15 protein-coding genes and 1 tRNA gene are annotated in these 16,756 nt (G+C 65.4%); 5 read left to right on the forward strand and 11 right to left on the reverse strand.

Translation table 11 applies throughout. From position 1 onward, the window contains the following. Positions 1 to 54: 54 nt before the first annotated feature. The 7 genes from ftsH to V6B15_RS11270 form a co-directional block, all read right to left on the reverse strand. Positions 55 to 2,013, reverse strand: a complete 1,959-nt coding sequence (gene ftsH / locus V6B15_RS11240; RefSeq protein ID WP_334201210.1) for an ATP-dependent zinc metalloprotease FtsH — start codon at positions 2,011 to 2,013, stop codon at positions 55 to 57. 120 nt (positions 2,014 to 2,133) lie between these two features. Next, the gene (locus V6B15_RS11245) at positions 2,134 to 2,763 is read right to left on the reverse strand and encodes an exopolysaccharide biosynthesis protein (RefSeq protein ID WP_442969019.1); all 630 of its coding nucleotides are present in this window, start codon (positions 2,761 to 2,763) and stop codon (positions 2,134 to 2,136) included. A gap of 60 nt (positions 2,764 to 2,823) precedes the next feature. Further along, the gene (locus tag V6B15_RS11250) at positions 2,824 to 3,276 is read right to left on the reverse strand and encodes a MaoC family dehydratase (RefSeq protein WP_334201211.1); all 453 of its coding nucleotides are present in this window, start codon (positions 3,274 to 3,276) and stop codon (positions 2,824 to 2,826) included. Continuing rightward, the gene (locus tag V6B15_RS11255; protein WP_334201212.1) at positions 3,276 to 4,694 is read right to left on the reverse strand and encodes an aldehyde dehydrogenase family protein; all 1,419 of its coding nucleotides are present in this window, start codon (positions 4,692 to 4,694) and stop codon (positions 3,276 to 3,278) included. The genes V6B15_RS11250 and V6B15_RS11255 overlap by 1 nt, the downstream gene beginning before the upstream one ends. 25 nt (positions 4,695 to 4,719) lie before the next feature. Further along, complete coding sequence (locus tag V6B15_RS11260) at positions 4,720 to 5,796, reverse strand: CaiB/BaiF CoA transferase family protein (protein ID WP_334201213.1); 1,077 nt, start codon at positions 5,794 to 5,796, stop codon at positions 4,720 to 4,722. A 27-nt stretch (positions 5,797 to 5,823) separates the two neighbouring features. After that, entirely contained in the window at positions 5,824 to 6,990 is a 1,167-nt protein-coding gene (locus tag V6B15_RS11265) for an acyl-CoA dehydrogenase family protein (RefSeq protein WP_334201214.1), read from the reverse strand. Positions 6,991 to 7,041: 51 nt separating this feature from the next. Continuing rightward, positions 7,042 to 7,115, reverse strand: a tRNA-Gln gene (locus V6B15_RS11270). Between the two features lie 188 nt (positions 7,116 to 7,303). Between V6B15_RS11270 and V6B15_RS11275 the strand changes: the two genes are divergently transcribed. Both V6B15_RS11275 and V6B15_RS11280 read left to right on the forward strand, forming a co-directional pair. Next, positions 7,304 to 8,512, forward strand: coding sequence for a Ppx/GppA phosphatase family protein (locus tag V6B15_RS11275; protein WP_253520001.1), 1,209 nt, complete (start codon positions 7,304 to 7,306; stop codon positions 8,510 to 8,512). Continuing rightward, positions 8,505 to 9,170 carry an RlmE family RNA methyltransferase gene (locus V6B15_RS11280; RefSeq protein ID WP_334201215.1) on the forward strand — a complete coding sequence of 222 codons (666 nt, stop codon included), beginning with the start codon at positions 8,505 to 8,507 and terminating at the stop codon, positions 9,168 to 9,170. The genes V6B15_RS11275 and V6B15_RS11280 overlap by 8 nt, the downstream gene beginning before the upstream one ends. A gap of 55 nt (positions 9,171 to 9,225) precedes the next feature. On the opposite strand, the gene V6B15_RS11285 is transcribed toward V6B15_RS11280, so the two are convergent. Further along, positions 9,226 to 9,927 carry a c-type cytochrome gene (locus tag V6B15_RS11285; protein ID WP_334201216.1) on the reverse strand — a complete coding sequence of 234 codons (702 nt, stop codon included), beginning with the start codon at positions 9,925 to 9,927 and terminating at the stop codon, positions 9,226 to 9,228. 135 nt (positions 9,928 to 10,062) lie between these two features. Between V6B15_RS11285 and V6B15_RS11290 the strand changes: the two genes are divergently transcribed. Next, positions 10,063 to 10,956 carry a prephenate dehydratase gene (locus tag V6B15_RS11290; protein ID WP_334201217.1) on the forward strand — a complete coding sequence of 298 codons (894 nt, stop codon included), beginning with the start codon at positions 10,063 to 10,065 and terminating at the stop codon, positions 10,954 to 10,956. A 4-nt stretch (positions 10,957 to 10,960) separates the two neighbouring features. Here the strand turns inward: V6B15_RS11290 and V6B15_RS11295 are convergent, their stop codons facing one another. Next, positions 10,961 to 12,058, reverse strand: a complete 1,098-nt coding sequence (locus V6B15_RS11295) for an isoaspartyl peptidase/L-asparaginase family protein (RefSeq protein WP_334201218.1) — start codon at positions 12,056 to 12,058, stop codon at positions 10,961 to 10,963. Positions 12,059 to 12,168: 110 nt separating this feature from the next. Between V6B15_RS11295 and V6B15_RS11300 the strand changes: the two genes are divergently transcribed. Together V6B15_RS11300 and V6B15_RS11305 are read left to right on the forward strand one after the other, a co-directional pair. Beyond that, positions 12,169 to 13,404 carry a mechanosensitive ion channel gene (locus V6B15_RS11300; RefSeq protein ID WP_334201219.1) on the forward strand — a complete coding sequence of 412 codons (1,236 nt, stop codon included), beginning with the start codon at positions 12,169 to 12,171 and terminating at the stop codon, positions 13,402 to 13,404. Between the two features lie 97 nt (positions 13,405 to 13,501). Continuing rightward, a complete protein-coding gene (locus V6B15_RS11305; RefSeq protein ID WP_334201220.1) occupies positions 13,502 to 14,464 on the forward strand; it encodes an SDR family NAD(P)-dependent oxidoreductase in 963 nt (320 codons plus the stop codon). Positions 14,465 to 14,520: 56 nt separating this feature from the next. Here the strand turns inward: V6B15_RS11305 and V6B15_RS11310 are convergent, their stop codons facing one another. Together V6B15_RS11310 and V6B15_RS11315 are read right to left on the reverse strand one after the other, a co-directional pair. Then, positions 14,521 to 15,522, reverse strand: a complete 1,002-nt coding sequence (locus V6B15_RS11310; protein ID WP_334201221.1) for a zinc transporter ZntB — start codon at positions 15,520 to 15,522, stop codon at positions 14,521 to 14,523. Next, positions 15,519 to 16,724: an acyltransferase family protein gene (locus tag V6B15_RS11315; RefSeq protein ID WP_334201222.1), complete on the reverse strand. Its 1,206-nt coding sequence runs from the start codon at positions 16,722 to 16,724 to the stop codon at positions 15,519 to 15,521. Before V6B15_RS11315 ends, V6B15_RS11310 begins: the two co-directional genes overlap by 4 nt. Positions 16,725 to 16,756 lie beyond the last annotated feature (32 nt).

Genomic DNA, 16,756 nt, shown 5'->3' on the forward strand with positions numbered 1-16,756 from the left:
GCCGCCCGGTTATCCCGGACGGCCCTTCGCGTTTCCTGTAATGGATCGAGCGGATCAGGCACTCTGCGGTGCCGGCCCTCCGCCAAGCTTACGGCCTGCTTTGGGCACCGCGATACCCCCGACCGGCTTGACCGCGACCGGGCCCTTGGGCTCGTCGGGCCGGTCGATCTTGCCGTCCTTCATCAGCTGGTCGATCTCGTCGCCGGTCAGCGTTTCGTATTCGAGCATAGCCTGCGCAAGCAGGTGGAGCTTGTCCTCCTGCTTGGTCAGAACGTCCTTGGCGCGCGCCAGGCCTTCTTCGACCAGCCGCTTGATCTCGGCATCGATCAGCTTGTTGGTCTCCGCGCCCGACATGGTGCGCGCGGTCTGGCCCATGCCGAGATAGCCTTCCTGGCTGGCCTCGTATTGCAGCGGCCCGAGCTTGTCGCTCATGCCCCATTTGGTGACCATGTTGCGCGCCAGATCGGTGGCATACTGGATGTCGCCCGAAGCGCCGCTCGACACCTTGTCGTGGCCGAAGATGATTTCCTCGGCGACCCGGCCACCCATGGCAACCGCGAGGTTCGCGTGCATCTTGTCGCGGTGGTAGGAGTAGTTATCGCGCTCGGGCAGGCGCATGACCATGCCCAGGGCGCGGCCACGCGGGATGATCGTCGCCTTGTGGATCGGGTCCGACGCCGGTTCGTTGAGGCTGACCAGCGCGTGACCGGCCTCGTGATAGGCCGTCATCTGCTTTTCGTCTTCGGTCATGACCATCGAACGCCGCTCGGCGCCCATCATGACCTTGTCCTTGGCGTCCTCGAACTCCTGCATCGCGACAAGGCGCTTGTTGCGCCGCGCAGCGAGCAGCGCCGCCTCGTTGACGAGGTTGGCGAGATCGGCACCCGAGAAGCCAGGAGTACCGCGCGCGATGGTGCGCGGGTTCACATCGGGCGCCAGCGGCACCTTCTTCATATGGACGGCAAGAATCTTCTCGCGCCCTTCGATGTCGGGCACGGGCACGACGACCTGGCGGTCGAACCGGCCCGGACGCAGCAGCGCGGGGTCGAGCACATCGGGGCGGTTGGTCGCCGCGATGATGATGATGCCTTCATTGGCTTCGAACCCGTCCATCTCGACCAGCAGCTGGTTGAGCGTCTGCTCGCGTTCGTCGTTCGAATTGCCGAGGCCGTGGCCGCGGCTGCGGCCGACTGCGTCGATTTCGTCGATGAACAGGATGCAGGGCGCGTTCTTCTTCGCCTGTTCGAACATGTCGCGCACGCGGCTGGCGCCGACGCCGACGAACATTTCGACGAAGTCCGAACCCGAAATGGTGAAGAAGGGCACGCCCGCCTCGCCCGCGATCGCGCGCGCCAGCAGCGTCTTGCCGGTACCGGGCGACCCGACCAGCAACGCGCCCTTGGGGATCTGCCCGCCGAGCTTGGAGAAGCGCTGCGGATCCTTGAGGAATTCGACGATTTCCTCGAGTTCCTCGCGGGCTTCGTCGATCCCCGCGACATCGGCGAAGGTGACCTTGCCCTGCCGTTCGGTGAGCATCTTGGCCTTGGACTTGCCAAAGCCCATCGCGCCGCCCGCGCCGCCGCCCTTCTGGACCTGGCGCAGGGCGAAGAAGGCGATGCCGAGGATCAGCACGAAGGGCAGGATCTGGATCAGCGCGTAAAGCAGGAGATTGCCGCTATCGGCCTCGACCCCCGAATAGCGCACGCCATTGTCTTCGAGCAGCTGCGGCAGCGTGGTGTCGTTGGGGACGGGAATGGCCGAGAACTGCTCGCCATTCTTCATCTCGCCGACAATCGAGGTGTCGGAAATCTGCACGCTGGCAACCGAACCTTCGGCGACCTTGTCGCGGAAGTCGGAATAGAGGATCTGCGCGCCACCGCCGCTCGACCCGCCGCCGAAGACCGAAACGACCATCAGCAGGGCAAGGAAGATGCCGCCCCAGATCATCAGGCTCTTCACCCAGGGGTTCGGGCCGTTGCCCTCAGGCTCGGGCGGGGAATTCTGGTCGCTCATGCACGGAGTCCTTTCGTTCCCGATTATGTAGGGTGCGACAGGTGAATGGCAAGTTGCGCCGAGCCAAGGGAATTCCCGTTATGCTCGCTGCGGGCGCGGCCGGACCGGCGGCAGCGCTGGCTAGAGGAACGGCAAGCCCGCGCCGTCGCCCGAGGAATTGAAGTACATGGCGAGCCCCAGAGCGGTGGCAAGCGCGGTAAACAGCAGCGCTCCCAGCACCAGCGCGCCGTCGCGTACGGTCAGGGCCAGCCCGAGAACCGCTATGGCGAGCATCGGAACCGAACTGGCGAAAGGCAGGAACTCGAGCGGCGGAACCGTGCAGCACAGCAGGATCACCGCCGCCGCGACCAGCCTGATCGCCGCGCCCTGCGTCAGGCTTTCCAGCCGTCCTTCGCTATGGTGATCGAGAAAATTGGCGAGCCCGCGCAGCTTGCGGACCGATTTGTGCAGTTTCTTCGAGCCGACCGAGCGCTGCTGGACGAAGCGCGGCATCCATACATGGTCGCGCCCCACGAGCAGCTGGATCGCGATCAGCGCGATAAACAGCGCCAGCGCGGTGGGCAGGCCGGGGATGCCGCCGATGGGCGTGATTTCAAGCAGCGCGGGGAGCATGATGAACGGGCCGAAGCTGCGTTCGCCGAAATCGTCGAGCACATCGGCAACGCAGACCTCGTCATGCGTCGAGGCCAGCTCGTCGAGCTCACCGAGCACTTCGCCCATGCTGGTCGGTTCGTGTTGCACCAGAGCCATCTCCCTTGCGCCATAAACGCGCCGGGAGCCAAAAGGTTACGCGCGCAGAAAGGGACGGTGTCAGGCGGGTCGCTTGTTGAGCAGCGCCGAGCGTTCGCAGCGGCACACCACTTCGTCGCGCTGGTTCACCGCTTCGTGGAGGAAGGTGACGATGCCCGCATCGGGGCGCGACTTGCTTTCGCGCAGGCCGATTACCTCGCTCGTCGCATGCAGCGTATCGCCGATGAAGACGGGCTTGGGCATGACCAGCTTGTCGTAACCCAGATTGGCCACAAGGGTACCTAGCGTGGTGTCACCGACACTGAGCCCCACCATCAGCGAGAAGGTGAAGGTCCCGTTGACGAGGATCTGCCCGAACTCGCTCGCCTTGGCCGCTTCCGCGTCGAGATGGAGCGGCTGCGGGTTGTGCGTCATGGTGGTGAAGAGCAGATTGTCGGTCTCGGTCACCGTCCGGCGAATGTCGTGCGTCAGCGTATCGCCGACCTGCCATTCGTCGAAATACTTCCCCACCATCAGCCGTGCCCCATGACGGCTTTGACCTCGAGGAAGTCGTGGAAGCCCCATTCGCCCCATTCGCGGCCATTGCCCGACTTCTTGTAGCCACCGAAGGCGGCGCCGAGATCGTAGCCGCCATTGATCGCCACGCGGCCCGCGCGAATGCGCTTGGCAAGGCTGCGGGCGAGTTCGATGTCCTCACCGGTGATCGCGCTGGCGAGGCCGTATTCGGTGGCGTTGGCGATGCGGATCGCGTCGTCGTAATCCTCGTAGCCGAGGATACACAGCACCGGGCCGAAGATTTCTTCGCGCGCGATGGTCATGTCATTGGTGACATCGGCGAAGACGGTCGGCTTGACGTAGTGCCCGGTCTCCAGCCCCTCGGGCTTGCCGGGGCCGCCCGCAACCAGCGTCGCGCCTTCCTCGACGCCCTTCTCGATCAGGCCCTGGATCTTGTCCCACTGCGCGCGGCTGACGACCGGCCCGATCGCTGCGTTGCCTTTCGGGTCGCCGGGAATGACGCCCTCGGCAGCTTCCTTCGCTGCGGCCTTGGCTTCCGCCATTCGCGCATGCGGCACCAGCATCCGGCTGGGCGCGGTGCAGGTCTGACCCGAATTACCCATCATTGCCACCGTGCCCTTGGCAACCGACTTGGTGAAAGCGGAATCGTCGAGCACGATATTGGGGCTCTTGCCGCCCAGTTCCTGCGCCACGCGCTTGACGGTATCGGCGGCATTCTTGGCGATCGCGATGCCCGCGCGAGTCGAACCGGTGAAGCTGACCATGTCGATGTCGGGATGCCCGCTGATCGCTTCGCCGACGCCCGGCCCGTCGCCATTGACCAGGTTGAACACGCCCGCGGGAACACCCGCCGCATGCATGATCTCGGCGAAGATATAGGCGTTGAAGGGCGCGATCTCGCTGGGCTTGAGCACCATGGTGTTGCCCGTCGCCAGCGCGGGAAAGACCTTGCAAGCGATCTGGTTGAGCGGCCAGTTCCACGGGGTGATCATGCCGACCACGCCGACCGGCTCCCACACATGCAGCGTCGGCCCGTCGAGCCGTTCGAATGCGAAGCCTTCGAGCACTTCGATGGCCTTCTGGCAATGGCCCGCAAGCAGGCCGACATGCGGCCCGTTGGCGAGGCTTAGCGGCGCGCCCATTTCGTCGCTGACCGCAGTCGCCAGCTCTTCCTTGCGGGTCTCGATCTCCGCCTGGATCGCGCGCAGCAGCGTCAGCCGTTCTTCCTTGCTGGTCTGGCTGAAGCTCTCGAATGCCCTGCGCCCGGCGACCACGGCCTTGTCGACATCGGCCGCGGTGCCGAAGCTGATGTGGCCGATGGTCTGCTCGGTGGCGGGGTTCTCCACCGCAACGGTGTTTTCCTCGACCGGGTCGACCCATTGGCCGTCGATGTAGAACTTGGTGCAATCGCGCATCGGAAACTCTCCTTTGCGCGCGCCTCTAGCTCTCCTGACGCCAGCGCGCCACCACCTCTTCGCCATCGCTGGCACTGTCGCGGATCGTGTTGGGCGTGCGGTCGAACCGCGGTGCGGGGGCAGTGTGCCAGCGTCCGCCGTGTTCGACGAAAGCCCCGCGCGCCTTCATATGCGGATGGTCCTTGGCGTGATCGAGCGGAACGACGGGCGAGAAACAGGCGTCGGTGCCTTCGAGCAATTCGCACCATTCGTCTTGCGTCTTCGTCACGAACAGCGCGGCCATATCCTCGGCATAGCTGTCCCAATTCGCCGGGTGCATCTGCGCCTCGCGCAAATGCTCGGGCGCATCGGCGCGCTGGAGCAGTTCGGCGTAGAATTGCGGTTCGATCGCGCCGACGCTGATCTCCTTGCCATCCTTGCAGGTATAGCAGCGATAGAAATGCGCCGCCCCGCCCAGCAGGCCGGCGCCGCGATCCACCGTGCGCAGCGCGCTATGCGGCTGGCCGTAGAAGAAGCTCATCAGGCTGGTCACGCCATCGACGATCGCGGCATCGACCACCTGCCCCTTGCCGCTGCGTTCGCGTTCGAACAGCGCCGCGAGCACGCCCATCGCGCAATACATCGATCCGCCGCCGAAATCGCCGACGAGGTTCTGCGGCGGCACGGGCAGTTCGCCGCGCTTGCCGATCGCGTCGAGCGCGCCGGTGATGGCAATATAGTTGAGATCGTGGCCGGCGGCCTGCGCCAGCGGGCCGTCCTGCCCCCAGCCGGTCATCCGCGCATAGACCAGCCGCGGATTGGCCTCGAGCAATTCCTGCGGGCCCAGCCCCAGCCGTTCCATCACGCCCGGACGAAAGCCTTCGACCAGCACGTCTGCATGCGCCAGCGCCTGCTTGACGAAGGCCTGACCTTCGGCGCTTTTGAGATCGACTTCCGCGCGGTGCCGGGCGCGTTCGACCACCGGGTTCATCGGCTGGTGGCCGGCGCGTTCGATGCGCACGACCTCCGCGCCCATATCGGCCAGCATCATGCAGACATGCGGGCCCGGGCCGATGCCCTGGAATTCGACGACCTTGAGGCCGGTCAGCGGACCGTTCGACATTACTCTCTCCTCGGAAACTTGTGTGTTCTAGAAACTCTTGGGCAGACCCAGCACATGTGTGGCGACATGGCTCAGGATCAGGTTCGTGCTGATCGGCGCGACCTGGTAGAGGCGCGTCTCGCGGAACTTGCGCTCGACGTCGTATTCCTCGGCAAAGCCGAACCCGCCGTGGGTCTGGATGCACATGTCGGCGGCAAACCAGCTGGCCTCGCTCGCCAGCATCTTCGACATGTTCGCTTCGGTCCCGCCGGTTTCGCCGACATCGAACATGCGCGCCGCCTTGGTCACCATTTCGGCCGCCGCGGATAGCTGGACATAGGCGCGCGCGATGGGGAACTGGACGCCCTGGTTCTCGCCGATGGCGCGGCCGAACACGCTGCGGTCCTTCGCATAGGCAGCCGCGCGGTCGATGAAGAAGCGCCCGTCGCCGATGCATTCACTGGCGATCAGGATGCGCTCGGCATTCATCCCCGAAAGGATGTAGCGGAAGCCCTTGCCCTCCTCGCCGATCAACGCGCTGGCGGGCACGCGCAAATCGTCGAAGAACAGTTCGGTGGTGGCATGGTTGAGCATGGTGCGCACCGGGCGGATGGTCAGCCCGTTGCCCACCGCCTCGCGCATATCGACCAGCAGCACGCTCATCCCGTCGGAGGGCTTGGCGCATTCCTCGCGCGGGGTCGTGCGGCACAGCAGCACCATCAGGTCCGAATGCTCCGCGCGGCTGATCCAGATCTTCTGGCCGTTGACCACGTAATCGTCGCCATCGCGGCGCGCGAAGGTGCTGATCCGCGTCGTATCGGTACCCGCGCCGGGTTCGGTCACGCCGAAGGCCTGCAACCGCAATTCGCCGCTGGCGATCTTGGGCAGGTATTCGTGCTTCTGCCGGTCCGAGCCATGCTTGAGCAGGGTGCCCATCGTGTACATCTGCGCATGGCAGGCACCGCCGTTCGATCCCGACCGGTGGATTTCCTCGAGCACCGCGCAGGCTGCCTCGAGCCCGAGGCCCGAGCCGCCATATTCCTCGGGAATCAGTACCGACAGGAAGCCGGCCTCGGTCAGCGCGGCAACGAATTCGCTCGGATAGGCGCGCTCGCGGTCGAGCTTCTGCCAGTATTCGCCGGGGAAGCGCGCGCACAGCCGGCGCACCGCTTCGCGGATTTCCGGAAAGGTCTCACTCAAATGTCCGTCTCCCATTGCAACCTGTTTGGCGCGGGAAGACGGCTTTGGCAACGGATGTGCGAAAACTGGATGCCCCGTGAGGATTCGAACCTCAATTGACGGAGTCAGAGTCCGTAGTCTTACCATTAGACGACGGGGCATCAGCTGGCCGGGCGGGCGAGAATCGCGGGCCGCTCCGGAACAGAGGCCGCGCATCTAGTTTTGCCGGGGCGCGAGGTCAACCCCGCGCGCGCCGCCTGCCCTTGCCCCGTCTCCGCTTCACCGCTAGCATCGCCGCCAAGTCCCCGTGCACGCTGGTTTGCGCGGGAGGAACAAGAAAGCTCTCGATATGGCGGATCATTCTCCGCCGGACACGAACAGGGGGCCAGGGACAAAACGGGGCGGCAAGTCCGGCAAGGTAGCCGATTTCCGCTACAAGCGCCCCTCCCGGCCCGACGGCAAGCACGGCGACCGGCGCAATGCGTCACGCCGCGATGGCACCTTCGCGCCCCGCCCGAATGTTGCTGCAGCCAGCCCTCCCGCGCGCCGCCAGGCCTATGCCGCGCTCGACCTCGGGACCAACAATTGCCGCCTGCTGATCGCCCGCCCGTCGGGTGAAAATTTCACCGTGATCGATGCCTTCAGCCGGGTCGTCCGGCTGGGCGAGGGTCTGGCCGCGAGCGGCAAATTGTCCGACGAAGCGATGGAGCGCACGCTCGCCGCCTTGCAGGTCTGCGCGGAGAAGCTGCGCCGGCGCAATGTCCGGCTGGCGCGCTCGGTCGCCACCGAGGCGTGCCGCCGCGCCAGCAACGGTCCGGCCTTTATCGAACGGGTGCGCCGCGAAACCGGGATCATGCTCGACATCATTTCCGCGCAGGAAGAGGCGCGGCTGGCAGTGCTCGGCTGCCATGTCCTGCTCGAGGAAGGCAACGGCCCCGCGATCATCTTCGACATCGGCGGCGGTTCGACCGAGCTTGTGCTGGTCCAGCCGGGCGAGAACGTGCCGCGCATCGTCGACTGGCTGAGCGTGCCCTGGGGGGTGGTTTCGCTGACCGACACGGTCGAGGGATCGGACGACACCGAAACCACCCGGCTCGAACGCTATTGCGAGATGCGGCGCACCGTCGGGCGCAGCTTCGCCGAATTCGCCGAGCGCATCCGCGAGCATACGCATTCGCGCGAACCGATCCGCCTGCTGGGTACCAGCGGCACCGTAACGACGCTGGCAAGCCTGCATCTCGAACTGCCGCAATACGACCGGCGGGCGGTCGATGGGCTGATCGTGCCGTCGCAATCGATGCGCGATATCTCCACCCGCCTGTCGCGGATGAGCAGCGCCGAACGCAAGTGCCTGCCGTGCATCGGCGACGACCGCGCCAATCTGGTCATCGCGGGTTGTGCGATCCTTGAATCGATCCTCGACATCTGGCCCGCCGAACAATTGGGCGTGGCCGACCGGGGCATCCGCGAAGGGATCCTGCGCAGCCTGATCGCTGCCGATGCCGAGGGCGAACGCAGCCGCGCGACAGTACAAAGAATGCGAGAACAGGATGTCTAGATCGGGCAAGGATCGCGACGTTCGCGTGCGCACCGCAAAGAAACGCACCGCGAGTTCGACGCGCTGGCTCCAGCGCCAGCTCAACGACCCCTATGTCAAGCAGGCCAAGGCTGACGGCTATCGTAGCCGCGCGGCGTATAAGCTGACCGAGCTGAACGAGAAATACGACCTGCTCAAGGGAGTCACCCGCGTGGTCGACCTCGGCATTGCGCCGGGCGGCTGGAGCCAGGTGGTGCGCAAGCTCAAGCCCAAGGCGCTGGTCGTCGGGATCGACCTGCTCGAAGTCGAGCCGATCCAGGGCGTCACGATCTTCCAGATGGATTTCATGGACGACGACGCCCCGCGCGTGCTCGAAGAGGCGCTGGGCGGCAAGGCCGAGCTGGTGATGAGCGACATGGCGGCCAATACCGTCGGCCACAAGCAGACCGATCACCTGCGGACGATGGGGCTGGTTGAGGCGGGGGCATGGTTTGCGATCGAGAACCTCGCGCCGGGCGGGACCTTCCTTGCCAAGGTGCTCGCAGGCGGGACCGACAACGATCTGCTCACGCTGCTCAAGCAGCATTTCCGCACGGTGAAGCACGCCAAGCCGCCCGCCAGTCGCAAGGACTCAAGCGAGTGGTACGTCATCGCGCAAGGCTTCAAGGACAACGGCTGAAACGAAAAAGGCCCCGCTGCAGCGAGGCCTTTTCGATTATCCCGCGAGGGAAGGCTTATTCGTCGACCTTGGTCGCGCCATCGTTGTTGGTCGCGGCATTGCCCGCCGGGACCGGCTGGTCCGCGCCCATGCTGCCAGCCGATTCCATGGCCCCGGCTTCCGCGCCTTCGACCGGTCCGGCACCCGCGCCGGGCGCGTCTTCGCCCTCGGCCGGCTCTTCCGCCACGACCGGCGCAGGCTTGGCCGGCGCACCGCCATAGGTGGACATGAATTCCATGACATTGGCGCGGTCTTCAGCCTTGCCCAGACCGGCGAAGCTCATCTTGGTGCCATTGGCGAAGGCGCGCGGGCTGGTCAGCCATTCGTCCATCGCTTCCCAGGTCCAGGAGCCGCCCTTGCTGGCCAGCGCCGAACTGTAGGCGAAGCCCGCGGCGTGACCGCCGATCGGCTTGCCCATCACGCCATAAAGGTTCGGGCCAATGCCGTTGGCGCCGCCCTGGTCGATCGTGTGACACGCGGTGCACTTGGCGAAGACTTTCTCGCCCGCCGCGGCATCCGCGCTGGCGAGCAGCGTGCCGAGGTCGGGGCCCGCATCGGCACCGCCTTCTTCGGCTGCGCCTTCGATGAAGTAGCCCGGCTCTTCGGGGTGCTCGGCGCTATCGGCATGGAAATACATGCCCGAAACGATGGAGCTGCCCAGTGCCACGATACCGGCGGCAAGGACCCAGCCTGCAGCGGTGTTGAAACGATCGTCCATTGCGTAAAATACCCGGCGAAAATCGGTTGGTCAGATGGTTGCGCGCCGCTCTAGTGTGCACCGCCGCCTTTCGCAAGTGCGCAAGCCGCAATAGCGCTTGATGCGACCGGAACGCAGCCGTAACGCCCGCAGACCATGCGCCAGTTTGCCAAGCCTGCCCTCGCCCTTGTCGATTCGATGCGCGCCGCTGCTGCGCAGGAACCGCTGCGCGCCATCGCCTTTGGCGGGGCCCCCGGATCGAATTCGCACCAGGCGGCGATGCAATTCGCCCCCGAGGCACTGCCGCTGCCGTGCTTCAGTTTCGAGGACGCGCTCGAAGCGGTGGAAAGCGGCGCGGCGGGATGCGCGATGATCCCGATCGAGAACAGCCAGCACGGGCGCGTGGCGGATATCCACTTCCTGCTCCCCGAAAGCGGGCTGTCGATCGTGGCCGAACACTTCATGCGCATCACCCACTGCCTGATGGCGCTGGGCGCGGGCCCGTTCGGGGCCGCCTACAGCCATCCGCAGGCGCTGGGCCAGTCGCATAAATTCCTCAGCGAGCGGGGCATCGTCGGCCTCGCCCATGCCGATACGGCGGGCGCGGCCGCCTTCGTGGCGGAAAGCGGCAAGTCCGACATCGCCGCCATCGCCCCCGCGCTCGCCGCCGACCTCTACGGGCTCGAAATCGTCGAGCGCGAGGTCGAGGATGCGCCCGACAATACGACACGCTTCGTGGTGCTGGCGAACGAGGCACTCGATCCGGCCGCGCTGGCGGACACGCAGGCGATGACGACCTTCATCTTCGAAGTGAAGAACACGCCCGCCGCGCTGTACAAGGCGCTGGGCTGCTTCGCGACCAATGGCGTCAACATGACCAAGCTCGAAAGCTACCAGAAGGGCGCGAGTTTCGCCGCGACGATGTTCTTTGCCGACATCGAGGGCGCGCCAGGCGATGCCCGGGTCGACACGGCGCTGGAGGAACTCGCCTTCCAGACCAATGGCGTGCGCCTGCTCGGCAGCTATGCGCAGGCCCGCCCACGCGGCTGAACGCCTACTCGTCGCCGTAGATCGCCACTTCGCGCAGCCCGTCGCTGGTAGCGCGCCCGCGGTACATGCCCGAAGTGTTCATGCTGAACAGCGGATGCCCGTCGCGCGTCACCACAATCACCCCGCCGTCACCCCCGAGACTGCCGACATCGGCGATGACCGCGTCGATTTCCTCCTGCGCCTGCGCGGCGTCGAGACCGAATTCGCTGGCGTGGACGATATAGGTCGGAAGACCCTCGTCATCGAGCGGTACACTGGTCTGCGCGTTGTCGATTTCGGTACGGTAACGATGGCGTAGCCGGGTGCAGATTTCATGCGCCACGCCGACGCGGATGAAAAACTCGCCCCAGCCGGTGGCCGAGACCGCGCAGGCGCGGTTGTCGGCATAGGTGCCCGCGCCGATGATCGGCGCATCGCCGATACGGCCCCAGCGTTTACCGGTCATCCCGCCGGTCGATGTGCCCGCCGCCATATTGCCATCCCGGTCGAGCGCCACTGCCCCGACCGTGCCGAACTTGATATCGACATCGAGCGCGGAGAGCCGCTCGGCCTTCATCCGCTCAAGCGCCTTCTGGCGCCGTTCGGTCTCGAACCATTCGGGGGGCATGGTCGCAAGACCCTGCTCGGCCGCGAACTGAGCCGCTCCGGCCCCGGCCAGCATGACATGTGGACTGTCGGTCATCACCTTGCGCGCAAGCGCGATCGGGTGGCGGATGCCCCTGACCCCTGCCACGGCGCCCGCATCGCGGGTACGGCCATCCATGATCGAAGCGTCGAGTTCGATGTCGCCGTCCCAAGTGAATACCGCGCCGCGCCCGGCGTTGAACAGCGGATCGTCTTCCATCGGCTCGATCGCGGCCTGGATCGCATCCATCGCGCTGCCGCCTTCGCGAAGCACCTGCGCGCCCGCGTCGAGCGCGCTTTGCAGTGCAGCGCGATAGGCCGCATCCTGCTGCGGCGTCATATCGTCGCGCGCGATGGTCCCCGCGCCGCCATGAATGGCGATCGACCAGCCGGGCTCGTCCTCAGCCGCGGCAGGTGCAGCAATGAAGACGAAAAGCGCGGCAAATGCGCGGGCGATGCGGGTGGAAAATCCTCTCATGTAAAAGCGGTAGCATGACCGCTTTTCCACTTCATCCGTTAATGCGTTTTGGAGAATAACGGTTTGCGTGATAGCCCTTCCCTTACGGAAACCACTTGGGGGACGGGGTTATGATTTTCGACCGCTATCGTTTCGACGAACAGGTGGCGATGGAACTGGGAGAAAAGATTCTCCTCGCCGTCGTCGCGCTGATCATCACCTGGCTTATCGCGCGCGGGGCCAAATGGGCTTTCGCCAAACTCGTCGATACCGTCGACTTCTTCAAGCGCGGGACCGGCAGCGGCCAGTCGCTGGGAGAATCGCTCGGCAAGATCGTCAGCCTGCTGGTCTGGCTGTTCGGGCTGTTGATCATTCTCAACATCCTCGAACTCGGCGGAGTAGCCGGCCCGATCGACAGCCTGCTCGAAAACGTCGTCGCCTTCCTCCCCAACCTGCTGTGGGCGGGGCTGATCTTCTTCATCGGGATGATGGTGGCGCGGATCGTCCGCGACCTCGTCGTGACCATGCTGCAGACGGTCGATTTCGACAAATGGGCCAATCGCGGCGGGGTCGAAGGTGTCACCGGCAACAGCGCCATCAGCAAGACCATCGGCACGATCATCTATGTCCTGATCGCCATTCCGGTGGCGATCGCCGCGCTCGAACAACTCGGGATCGATTCGATCAGCGCGCCGGCCAGCGAAATGCTGCGGATGATCTTCGCTGCCATTCCGAACATCATCGCTGCGGCGGTCCTGCTCGGCATCGGCTATCTCATCAGCAAGTTCGTGGTCCAGATCGCCAAGGAAGTCCTGCCGGGGCTGGGCGTCGACCGGGCCATGGCCGAAAGCGGGCTGGTAACCGAAGGCACGACCGCATCGAGCATCATCGCGCGGGTCGCACAGGTCGCGATCATCCTGTTCTTCGCGATCGCGGCGACGCGGCTGCTCGGCTTTCCCGAGCTGACCGCAATCCTCGACCAGCTGCTCGAACTGGGCGGACGGGTGATCTTCGGGGCGGTGGTCATCGCATTCGGCTTCCTGATCGCCAACCTGCTCGCACGGCTCATCGCCGGCGATGCGGGCGGGTCGACCGCCGGCACCATCGTGCGCTGGGCGACCATTATCCTGTTCGTCTTCATGGGCCTGCAGTTCACCGGCATCGGCGGGATGATCCCGGCCAATGCGCTGACGATCCTCATCGCCGGCGTCGCGGTGGCTGGTGCGCTTGCCTTCGGCCTCGGTGGCCGCGACTGGGCAGCGCGCAAGCTCGAACAGATGGACAGTGATCTGGGCGGCACCTCCGCACCCAAGCCGGGCCGCAAGGCCGCGTCCAAATCGGCCGATCCGCTCCCCCCGGGGGCCTAGGCCAACCGACCTTTCGGTCTCGCAAATTACGGGCGTGGGATTAATCATCCCGCGCCCTTTTTTCTGTGCTACGCCGCCTTGCAGAGGGAGAGAGCGTATGAGCGAGTTCGGGTTCGAAAGCACGGCCGACGAGGTCCTTGCAGACCGCGATCTGAACGGGCGGACCGCGCTGGTCACGGGCGGATATTCGGGACTCGGGAAGGAAACCGCGCGGGCGATGGCGGCCAAGGGCGCGCATGTCATCCTGGCTGGGCGCGATGCGACCAAGCTGTCCGCCGCCGCCGACGAGATTGCCGAGGGAACCGGCGCGAGGGTGGACACGCTCGTCTGCGACCTCGCCTCGCTCGACAGCGTGCGCGCGGCAGCCAAGGATGCCGCCAATCGCTTCGACAAGATTGACCTGCTGATCAACAATGCCGGGGTGATGGCTTCCCCGCTCGATCGCACCGCCGACGGTTTCGAAATGCAGTTCGGCACCAACCATGTCGGTCATTTCCTGCTGACCAATCTGCTCATGCCGCTGGTCGAACGGGGCGAGGCACCGCGCATCGTCAATTTGTCGAGCCGCGGTCATCATATCGACCGCATGCATTTCGAAGATCCCAATTACGAGCAGCGCGATTACGACAAATGGGAGGCCTATGGGCAGTCGAAGACCGCCAACATCCTGTTCTCGGTCGGGCTGGAACGACGGCTCGCGGACAAGGGCATCTATGCCTATGCGGTGCATCCGGGCGGGATCATGACGAACCTCGGACGCCACATGACCGAGCAGGACCGCGAATGGATGATGGAGCGGATGCGCAAGTCGGCCGAGGAATCGGGCCAGCCGGGTCAGGGCTTCAAGACCATTCCGCAGGGCGCCGCGACCACCTGCTGGGCGGCGACGAGCGACGCGGTTGCCGGTAGCGGCGGGCTCTATTGCGAGGATTGCCATGTCGCCGACCAAGACGATGCAAGCCCGATGGGCGGCGTGCGCAGCTATGCACTCGACCCGGACAGCGCCGAACAGCTGTGGGCGATGAGCGAGGACCTGGTCGGCGAACGTTTCGCTTACTGACCGAGGCGGGCGCGGCGGGCGCGCGCGTCACCATGCCGCCGCTGGTGCGCTGGTAGTCAGAGCCAGCGCAACCGCCGGAAGGCGACGATCAGTGCGGTGAACAGCAGCCCGCACAGCGCCACCACCGCCCAGAAGGCGTCGGGGTCCTGCATCCCGGGCATACCGCCGACATTGATCCCGAGCAGGCCGGTGAGGAAGCTCAAGGGCAGGAAAATGCCCGCGACGATGGTCAGCATATAGGTCGCGTGCTCGCTCGAGGCGAGGCTGCGCGCCCGGATCTCGTCCTGCAGCACCAATGCGCTTTCCTTGCTGATGTCGATATCGTCGAGATAGCGGCGCAGGCGGGCGATGCTCTCGGCGATCTCGCGCCGGTCGTGTTCCTCGAACCAGAAAGGCCCATCGCGGCTGATCTGTTCGAGCGCCTCGTGCTGCGGCGCCATATGCCGCTTGAGCCCGAGGCAATTGCGGCGGATGGTCGAGATCCGTTTGAGCATGCGCTCGGCATGTTCTTCGGGATCGTCGTGTTCGAGCACGTCGAGCACATCGTTCATGTCCACGATCGACTGGCTCATTCGCGCGATCAGCAGTTCGGCGAGCAGCGTGATCGTTGCCCCTGCATCGGGCGGCCCCTCGCCGCGATCGAGCAGCGCCACGACCTCGCGCGGGATCTGCAGCGGGTCGCGGCGCAGCGTGACCAGCCGCCGCCCGTCGCACCAGAACTGCATCGAGATCATGTCTTCGGGTTCGGCGCCGGGATTGAAGTTGATCCCCCGCAGCGTGCCGACCAGCGTTTCGCCTTCGCGAAAGGCGCGCGGACGCGTCTGGTCGCTGACGAGCAGTTCCGCAGTCGGTTCGGGAATGTGCAACCCGCCCTCGAGCCATTCCAGCACGCCGGGGCGATTGCGGCAGATATGCACCCACAGCACTTCGCCTGCCGCGGCCGGCTGCCATTCCAGCGCCTCCGCCCAGGCGATCGGCCGGGCGCCGCCCTGGCCATCGAGCACCCGCCCGAACAGCAGCGGTGTTTCGGTCTCGGCGGCTTCGGTTGTCTGGCTCATACCCGCCTGAATGCCGCATCCATCGGGGCGGTGGAAGGGGGAATGCGCCACCCGCGCAGCCCGATGAGCAACCGCAGGCCGGGTACCGCGCGCCCGATACGGTAGAACAGCCAGCATCCGATCGCGGTGATCGCCACGGTCAGCAGGAACGCCGCCATCGCGGGCATGGCCACCGGGCGCAGATACCAGATGAACATGACGATGATGGTCTGGTGAATGATATAGAAGGGAAAGACCGCCTCGTTGAGCATGGTCCGACAGCGCGCGTCGCGGTTCCAGAAGCGGTCGGCGATGCCGAGCAGGGCGAGGATCGTGCACCATGATTGCACCGCGCGCACCACGGCGTAGATCGCCGCCGCCTCGTCCGACCATTCCTGCCCGGTCAGCCACCAGACCTGTCCGAGCATGGCCGCCGTAGCCGCTAGGGCGACCAGTCCTGCAAGCTGCCAAGTGGCGCGGATGGCCGACCACAGCGGCGCGGAATGGCGCAGCAGGAAACCGAACAGGAAAGCGGCGAGGAAAATGTAATGCGCCGCGAAATCGTCGAGCAGCGCATGCGTATCCTCGACCCCGGGGAAGAAGAAGAGGGGGCGCAGCACGGCCCACAGCACCGGGATCATCAGCAGACCGCCCGCGGAAGCGAACACCTTTCCCAGCAGTTTGACGATCCAGCGCCGAGCCTGGGCGGGGAGCAGTGCATGAAGCGCGAGGACGACCAGCGTATAGGCGAACAGATAGACGACAAACCACAGGTGCTGCCACGTCGGCATGACGATGCCCTCGAGCGTGCCGAAGCGGAAGTAATCGGTGCGCCAGAACGCCGCGAAGGGCTGCGCATATCCATGGTTGTACATCAGATCGATCCACACCTGCGGCGGAATGACGACGATGATCGCGAAGACGGTCGGGATCAGCAGGCGCGCGCTGCGCGACCGCAGGAAGGCAAGCCGTTCGCTGCGGGCAAGCAGGGCTGCGGTGGCATATCCCGACACCACGAACAGCAGCGCCAGCCGCCAGCCGTTCAGCGCCAGCATGGGCAGCCGGGAGAACTCGCTGATCTCGTTCCATTGCACATGCCAGCCCCAGGGCACGAAAGCCATGCCGACATGGTAGAGGATGAGCAGCGCGAAGGCCGCGATGCGCAGCCAGTCCATGCCGAAATGGCGGCCGGATGTCGGGTCGGGCAGCGAGTTTGTGTCCATGCTCCGAAGATTAGGCGAAGCGCCGCCCTCTC

It is taken from the genome of Qipengyuania sp. Mu-71, assembly GCF_036867055.1.
Taxonomy (GTDB): Bacteria; Pseudomonadota; Alphaproteobacteria; order Sphingomonadales; family Sphingomonadaceae; genus Qipengyuania; species Qipengyuania profunda.